We start from the raw sequence: 5,321 nt of genomic DNA, 5'->3' as shown, positions 1-5,321 counted from the left end.
GGTTAGTGGAGGGGGAGGGTGAGGGTGGTTAGGACGGGGCGGTGGTCGCTGCCGGGGAGGGTGTGCACCTGCACCGAGCGGACGGCGATGCGGCGGTCGACCAGTACGTGATCGATCGTGACCGGCGGGATGAGGTCGCCGTCGTACGGGCCCCAGGTGCCGGTGAGCCCCGTGCCGGTGGCGTCCGCGGCGTCGACGTAGCCGGTGCGCAGCAGGGCGCGCAGTGGGCTGTGGTCGAGGGTGGCGTTGAAGTCCCCGGCGAGGATCCGCAGTTCACCGTCCGGGGTGGCCGGTGGTTGGGCGGTCAGGTCGGTCCGCCAGGCGTCGACCTGGTCCACCGCGTACGGCGCGGAGGGGTGGGCCGACTCGACACGCACCGGGGGTGCGCCGGGGACGGTCAGCGTTCCGTACGCCTGGCTGAAACCCCAACCGCCCCGGTTGTTGCGGATGCCGCCGTCGCTGGTGGGCCAGCGTGCGTAGAGGCCCGAGCCGGGGGTGCCCACCTGGGGATTGAGCTGCCGGTGGGGCAGTAGCCGGTCGAGGCCGAGCCGGTCCAGGGCGGCCTGCGCGTCCGGGGTGAACTCCTGCACGGTGAGCACGTCGACCTGGTGTGTGCGGACCAGGTCGACGAGGGTTCGGGCGTCACCGGCGCCGGCGAGCAGGTTCGCGGTGAGCAGCCGTACGGTCGGCCCGGCCGCCGCCGGCTGCGGCGAGGCGAGCGCTCGGGGCGCGACCATGCCGAGCAGCGCCACGGTGGCCAGTGCCGCGACCGCCGCCGGCCACCAGCGCCGCAGGGCGAGGGTGGCGGCGAGGGTCAGCACGCTCCATCCCGCGACGTACGGGGTGAAGGCGAGTGCCTGCACCAACGGTCCCCGGTCGAGGCCGGTGAGCCGGACCGTGGCCCAGGCGGCCACCGGTCCGACCGTCAACCAGCTGAGCACGGTGATGATCCGCCGGGTGTGGCGTCGGACCGGCGCGGCCGGCGTTTCGACGATCATGGCGGTCAGCCTAGCGGGGAACTCCCGAGCGCATTTCATGAATGGTGATGGGCTCACATTTCACAATTAACTGACGCCTGAATGACAGGACGATAAAGTGAGATCAACTATTGACGGTCAGCTTTTTGTGGTGCTACGTTCCATCTGGCCCAAACGACGCAACTCTGAGTAGTAACACCAGCTCAGGCGGGATGTAGATCGTCCAGGAATCCGCTCCCGTAATCGTCGTGACCCTATTTTCAGGCAATCATCCGTCCCGCCCCGCGGGTCGGCCGAATTCGCACGGTCACACAAGGGGGACCTGTCATGAGCACATTCTTCCGACGTAAGGCGGCGGCGGTCACGTTCGCCGTTCTGGCGCTGACCCTGGCCGGGGGTGGGATCGCCGCCGCCCAGCCGTCGGCCAAGGCGCCGCAGGATGCCGTCCAGCCGGCGGCGCGCAGCACGGACGCTCAGCCGCCGGTGACGGCCGAGTCGGCCCGCAAGGCGAAGGCCGCGCTGAAGGCCGGTGGGGCCACCACCCTGGCCGCCGCCACCGTCTTCACCGTCGTCAACGCCAACGGCACCAGGGCGCGCGGCACCGGCACGGTCATCAAGTACGGGGTCGGCGAGTACGAGGTGCAGTTCGGCTACAACGTGTCGTCCGGTGCCTTCCTGGCCACCATCTCCCGCTCCGACGCCTGCTGCATCCCGCCGGGTGGCGAGGTCTCGGTCGCGCCGCGGCTGAGCACGCCCAACGCGGTCTTCATCCAGACCCGCAACTCGGCCGGCACCCCGGCCGACCTGGGCTTCACCCTGCTCACCCACACGTTCTGACGAAGTCGGGTGCGGCCCCCGCGTCTCGTGCGCGGGGGCCGCACCCGGTCCAGGCCCCGCCCCGACGAACCTGACCGACTCGTGGCAACTCGCGCCCGTCGCGTCCCTCTCGACCGACTCGTGCCGGTCGTCACCCGTCCGGGCGGCTCCTCCCTGTCCGGGCAGCAACGGACCCGTCCGGCGCTCACAATCCGACGTTTGCCGGCCCCCCGCCACGGGAAGCAAGCACCGTGACGGACATCTCGGACACCCTGGCCAGCATGCCCAGCCCGGTCGATCCGGAGCCGACCGGCGTCGAGCTGGAACAGACCCTCTTCGAGGTCAAACGCGTGATCGTCGGGCAGGATCGGCTCGTCGAACGCCTGCTCACCGCACTGGTCGCCAACGGGCACTGCCTCCTGGAGGGGGTTCCCGGCGTGGCCAAGACGCTGGCCGCGCAGACCCTCGCCACCGTGGTCGGAGGCACCTTCTCCCGGATCCAGTTCACCCCGGACCTGGTCCCCTCCGACATCGTCGGCACCCGGATCTATCGGGCCTCCAAGGAGACCTTCGACATCGAGCTGGGCCCGATCATGGCCAACCTGGTGCTCGCCGACGAGATCAACCGCGCCCCGGCCAAGGTCCAGTCGGCGCTGTTGGAGGCCATGGCGGAGCGGCAGGTCTCCATCGGCGGGCGCAGCTGGCCGGTCCCTGCGCCGTTCCTGGTGCTGGCCACCCAGAACCCGATCGAGTCCGAGGGGGTCTACCAGCTCCCCGAGGCACAACGCGACCGGTTCCTGATGAAGGTCGTGGTCGACTACCCCAGCGACGCCGACGAGCTGGCGATCCTCTACCGGATGAGCACCGACCGGCCGACCCCGCGCCGGGTGCTCGACGCGCAACGGCTGCGTGACCTTCAGGGCCAGGCGGAACGGGTCTTCGTCCACCACGCCCTGGCCGAGTACGTGGTCCGGCTCATCCTCGCCACGCGTGACCCGGGCCGGTTCGGGCTGGCGGAGATCGCGCCGATGCTGGCGTACGGTGCCAGCCCCCGCGCCACGCTCGGCCTGGTCGCGGCCGCCCGGGCCCAGGCGCTGCTGCGCGGACGGGAGTACGTGCTGCCCGAGGACGTCCGCGAGCTGGCCGTGGACGTGCTCGCCCACCGGCTGGTGCTCTCCTTCGACGCGGTGGCCGACGGGGTGTCGGCCGAGAGCGTGGTCCGGCGCCTGGTCGAGGCCGTCCCACCGCCCCGGCTCGCCAACGGACACCCGCAGCAGGCCCCCGACCTGGCGACGGCATGAGACGCGCGAGTGTCGCGTCGGCCGATCCCGGGCTCGCGGAGCTGGCACCGGACCAGCGGCTGCGCCGTCTGGAACTGACCGTCACCCGCCGGTTGAACGGCCTCCTGCACGGCCAGTACCGCGGCCTGCTGCCCGGCCCGGGCAGCGAACCGGCCGGGAGCCGGGAGTACCGGCCGGGCGAGGACGAGGTCCGCCGGATGGACTGGGCGGTGACCGCCCGGACCACGGTGCCGCACGTACGGCAGGTCGACGCCGATCGGGAACTGACCACCTGGCTGCTGGTCGACGGCAGCGCCAGCATGGAGTTCGGCACCGCCGAGCTGGACAAGCGTGAGCTGGCCGTGGCCGCGGTCGCGGCGGTCGGTTTCCTGACCGCCGGTGTCGGCAACCGGCTCGGCGCGCAGGTGTTGGGCGCCGACGGGGTACGCCGGTTTCCGGCCCGCAGCGGGCGTACCCATCTGCTCGGCCTGCTGCGCGCGTTGCTCGCGGCCCCGCGTGGCACCGCGCCCACCGACCGGCCGGGGCCCGGGCGGTCGGCGCCGCCGGAGCTGGTGGACGGGCTCGACGCGCTGCACCGGGTCGCCAACCGGCGAGGGCTGGTCGTGGTGGTCTCCGACTTCCTCGACGGTCTGCCCGACGATCCCGACCAGCCGCCACCCTGGGAGCGGACCATGCGCAGGCTCGCCGCCCGGCACCAGGTGCTGGCGATCGAGGTGACCGACCCGCGCGAGTTGGAGCTGCCCGACGTCGGCATCATCACGCTGGTCGACCCGGAGACTGGGCACCACCGCGAGGTGTGCACATCGGACCGTGGACTGCGGGAACGGTACGCGGCGGCGGCCGTCGCCCAGCGCGACCAGGTGCGCCAGGCGCTGCACCGCGGCGGGGCCAGCCACCTGGCGCTGCGGACCGACCGGGACTGGAGCGCGGACATCGTCCGGCACGTGCACGCCCAGCGCCGGCTGGCCGCCGCCCCGGCCGGGTCCGCCCGGGGAGGTGCCGCGTGATCTGGCAGTCGCCGCTGCGCCTCTGGCTGCTGCTCGGGGTTCTCGCCCTGGTCGTCGCGTATCTGGTGATGCAGCGGCGGCGCAGCCGGTACGCGGTCCGCTTCACCAATCTGCGGCTGCTGGACCGGGTGGCGCCGCAGCGACCGGCCTGGCGCCGGCACGTACCGGCCGGCCTGTTCCTGGCCATGCTGGCGCTGCTCGTGGTCGGCTTCGCCCGGCCCACCGCCGAGGTCCGGGTGCCCCGGGAACGGGCCACCGTGATGGTGGCCGTCGACGTGTCGACGTCCATGCTCGCCACCGACGTGGATCCGGACCGGCTAACCGCGGCCAAGCAGGCGGCCCGCCGGTTCGTCGAAGGACTGCCCGACGAGTTCAACGTGGGCCTTGTGGCGTTCGCCGGCAGCGCCGCCGTCCTGGTGCCCCCGGGTACCGACCGGGGCGCCCTGGACGAGGGGATCGACCGGCTCGCCGAGGGGGTCACCGGGGTGCAGGGCACCGCGATCGGCGAGGCCATCAACACCTCGCTCGGCGCGGTCAAGGGGCTGGACAGTCAGGCGGCGAAGGAACCACCCCCGGCCCGGATCATCCTGCTCTCCGACGGGGCCAACACGTCCGGGATGGACCCGATGGAGGCGGCCGCGGACGCGGTGGCGGCGAAGGTGCCGGTGCACACGATCTCCTTCGGCACCCCGTCCGGGTTCGTGGACCGGGGCGGGCGACCGATCCAGGTGCCGGTGGACGGGCAGACCCTCCGGGCGGTCGCCGACGAGACCGGCGGAATGTTCCACGAGGCCAGCACCACCGACGAGTTGCGCGCCGTCTACGACGACATCGGCAGCTCGGTCGGCTACCGCACCGAACGGCAGGACGTCTCGGCGCGGTTCATCGGCCTCGGACTGGTGTTCGCGATGGGTGCCGCCGCCGGCTCGATGCGCTGGTTCTCGCGCCTGCCCTGACCGCCGCGCACAACCGACGTCGACCGTGAGGAGTACGCATGGCAGGGCAGACCGGACTGGGCGAACCGCGCGGTCCCTGGTTCATCTCGCCGGAACTCGACCCGGACGGGCGCGGGTGGTGGGACGCCCCCGGGGCGGGTCGGGATCCGGGCGGGCGGCGACCGCGGGGACTCCTCGCCGTGCTGGCGGTGGTGGCGTTGTCCACCGTCTCGGGTGCCGTGGCCGGTGGCGTGGTGGCGGGCCGGGACGGCGGCGCAGGTCCCG

The 5,321-nt window shown here is 72.7% G+C and carries 5 protein-coding genes and 1 pseudogene; 5 read left to right on the top strand and 1 reads right to left on the bottom strand.

Annotated elements, in window-relative coordinates:
- Positions 1 to 2: 2 nt before the first annotated feature.
- Entirely contained in the window at positions 3 to 998 is a 996-nt protein-coding gene (locus JNW91_RS29315) for an endonuclease/exonuclease/phosphatase family protein (RefSeq protein ID WP_203178744.1), read from the bottom strand.
- 306 nt (positions 999 to 1,304) lie between these two features.
- On the opposite strand from JNW91_RS29315, the gene JNW91_RS29310 reads away from it, so the two are divergent.
- From JNW91_RS29310 to JNW91_RS29290, 5 genes and pseudogenes are all read left to right on the top strand, one after another.
- Complete coding sequence (locus JNW91_RS29310) at positions 1,305 to 1,814, top strand: hypothetical protein (RefSeq protein ID WP_203178742.1); 510 nt, start codon at positions 1,305 to 1,307, stop codon at positions 1,812 to 1,814.
- Positions 1,815 to 2,044: 230 nt separating this feature from the next.
- Complete coding sequence (locus tag JNW91_RS29305) at positions 2,045 to 3,094, top strand: AAA family ATPase (RefSeq protein ID WP_203178741.1); 1,050 nt, start codon at positions 2,045 to 2,047, stop codon at positions 3,092 to 3,094.
- Positions 3,091 to 4,101 carry a DUF58 domain-containing protein gene (locus tag JNW91_RS29300; RefSeq protein ID WP_203178740.1) on the top strand — a complete coding sequence of 337 codons (1,011 nt, stop codon included), beginning with the start codon at positions 3,091 to 3,093 and terminating at the stop codon, positions 4,099 to 4,101. Before JNW91_RS29305 ends, JNW91_RS29300 begins: the two co-directional genes overlap by 4 nt.
- Positions 4,098 to 5,057, top strand: coding sequence for a VWA domain-containing protein (locus JNW91_RS29295; protein ID WP_203178739.1), 960 nt, complete (start codon positions 4,098 to 4,100; stop codon positions 5,055 to 5,057). The genes JNW91_RS29300 and JNW91_RS29295 overlap by 4 nt, the downstream gene beginning before the upstream one ends.
- Positions 5,058 to 5,095: 38 nt before the next feature.
- Positions 5,096 to 5,321: pseudogene (locus tag JNW91_RS29290) on the top strand (peptidase S1); the annotation flags it as partial.

The organism is Micromonospora parastrephiae, assembly GCF_016802865.1.
GTDB lineage: Bacteria > Actinomycetota > Actinomycetes > Mycobacteriales > Micromonosporaceae > Micromonospora > Micromonospora parastrephiae.
Note: the sequence above shows the minus strand (reverse complement) of the source record. Positions and strands in the feature narration are given on the sequence as shown.

Bases quoted from the DNA above. Each gene is read 5' to 3' on its own strand.
- JNW91_RS29300 (WP_203178740.1), top strand. From the start codon at position 3,091: ATGAGACGCGCGAGTGTCGCGTCGGCCGATCCCGGGCTCGCGGAGCTG.
- JNW91_RS29315 (WP_203178744.1), bottom strand. From the start codon at position 998: ATGATCGTCGAAACGCCGGCCGCGCCGGTCCGACGCCACACCCGGCGG.
- JNW91_RS29310 (WP_203178742.1), top strand. From the start codon at position 1,305: ATGAGCACATTCTTCCGACGTAAGGCGGCGGCGGTCACGTTCGCCGTT.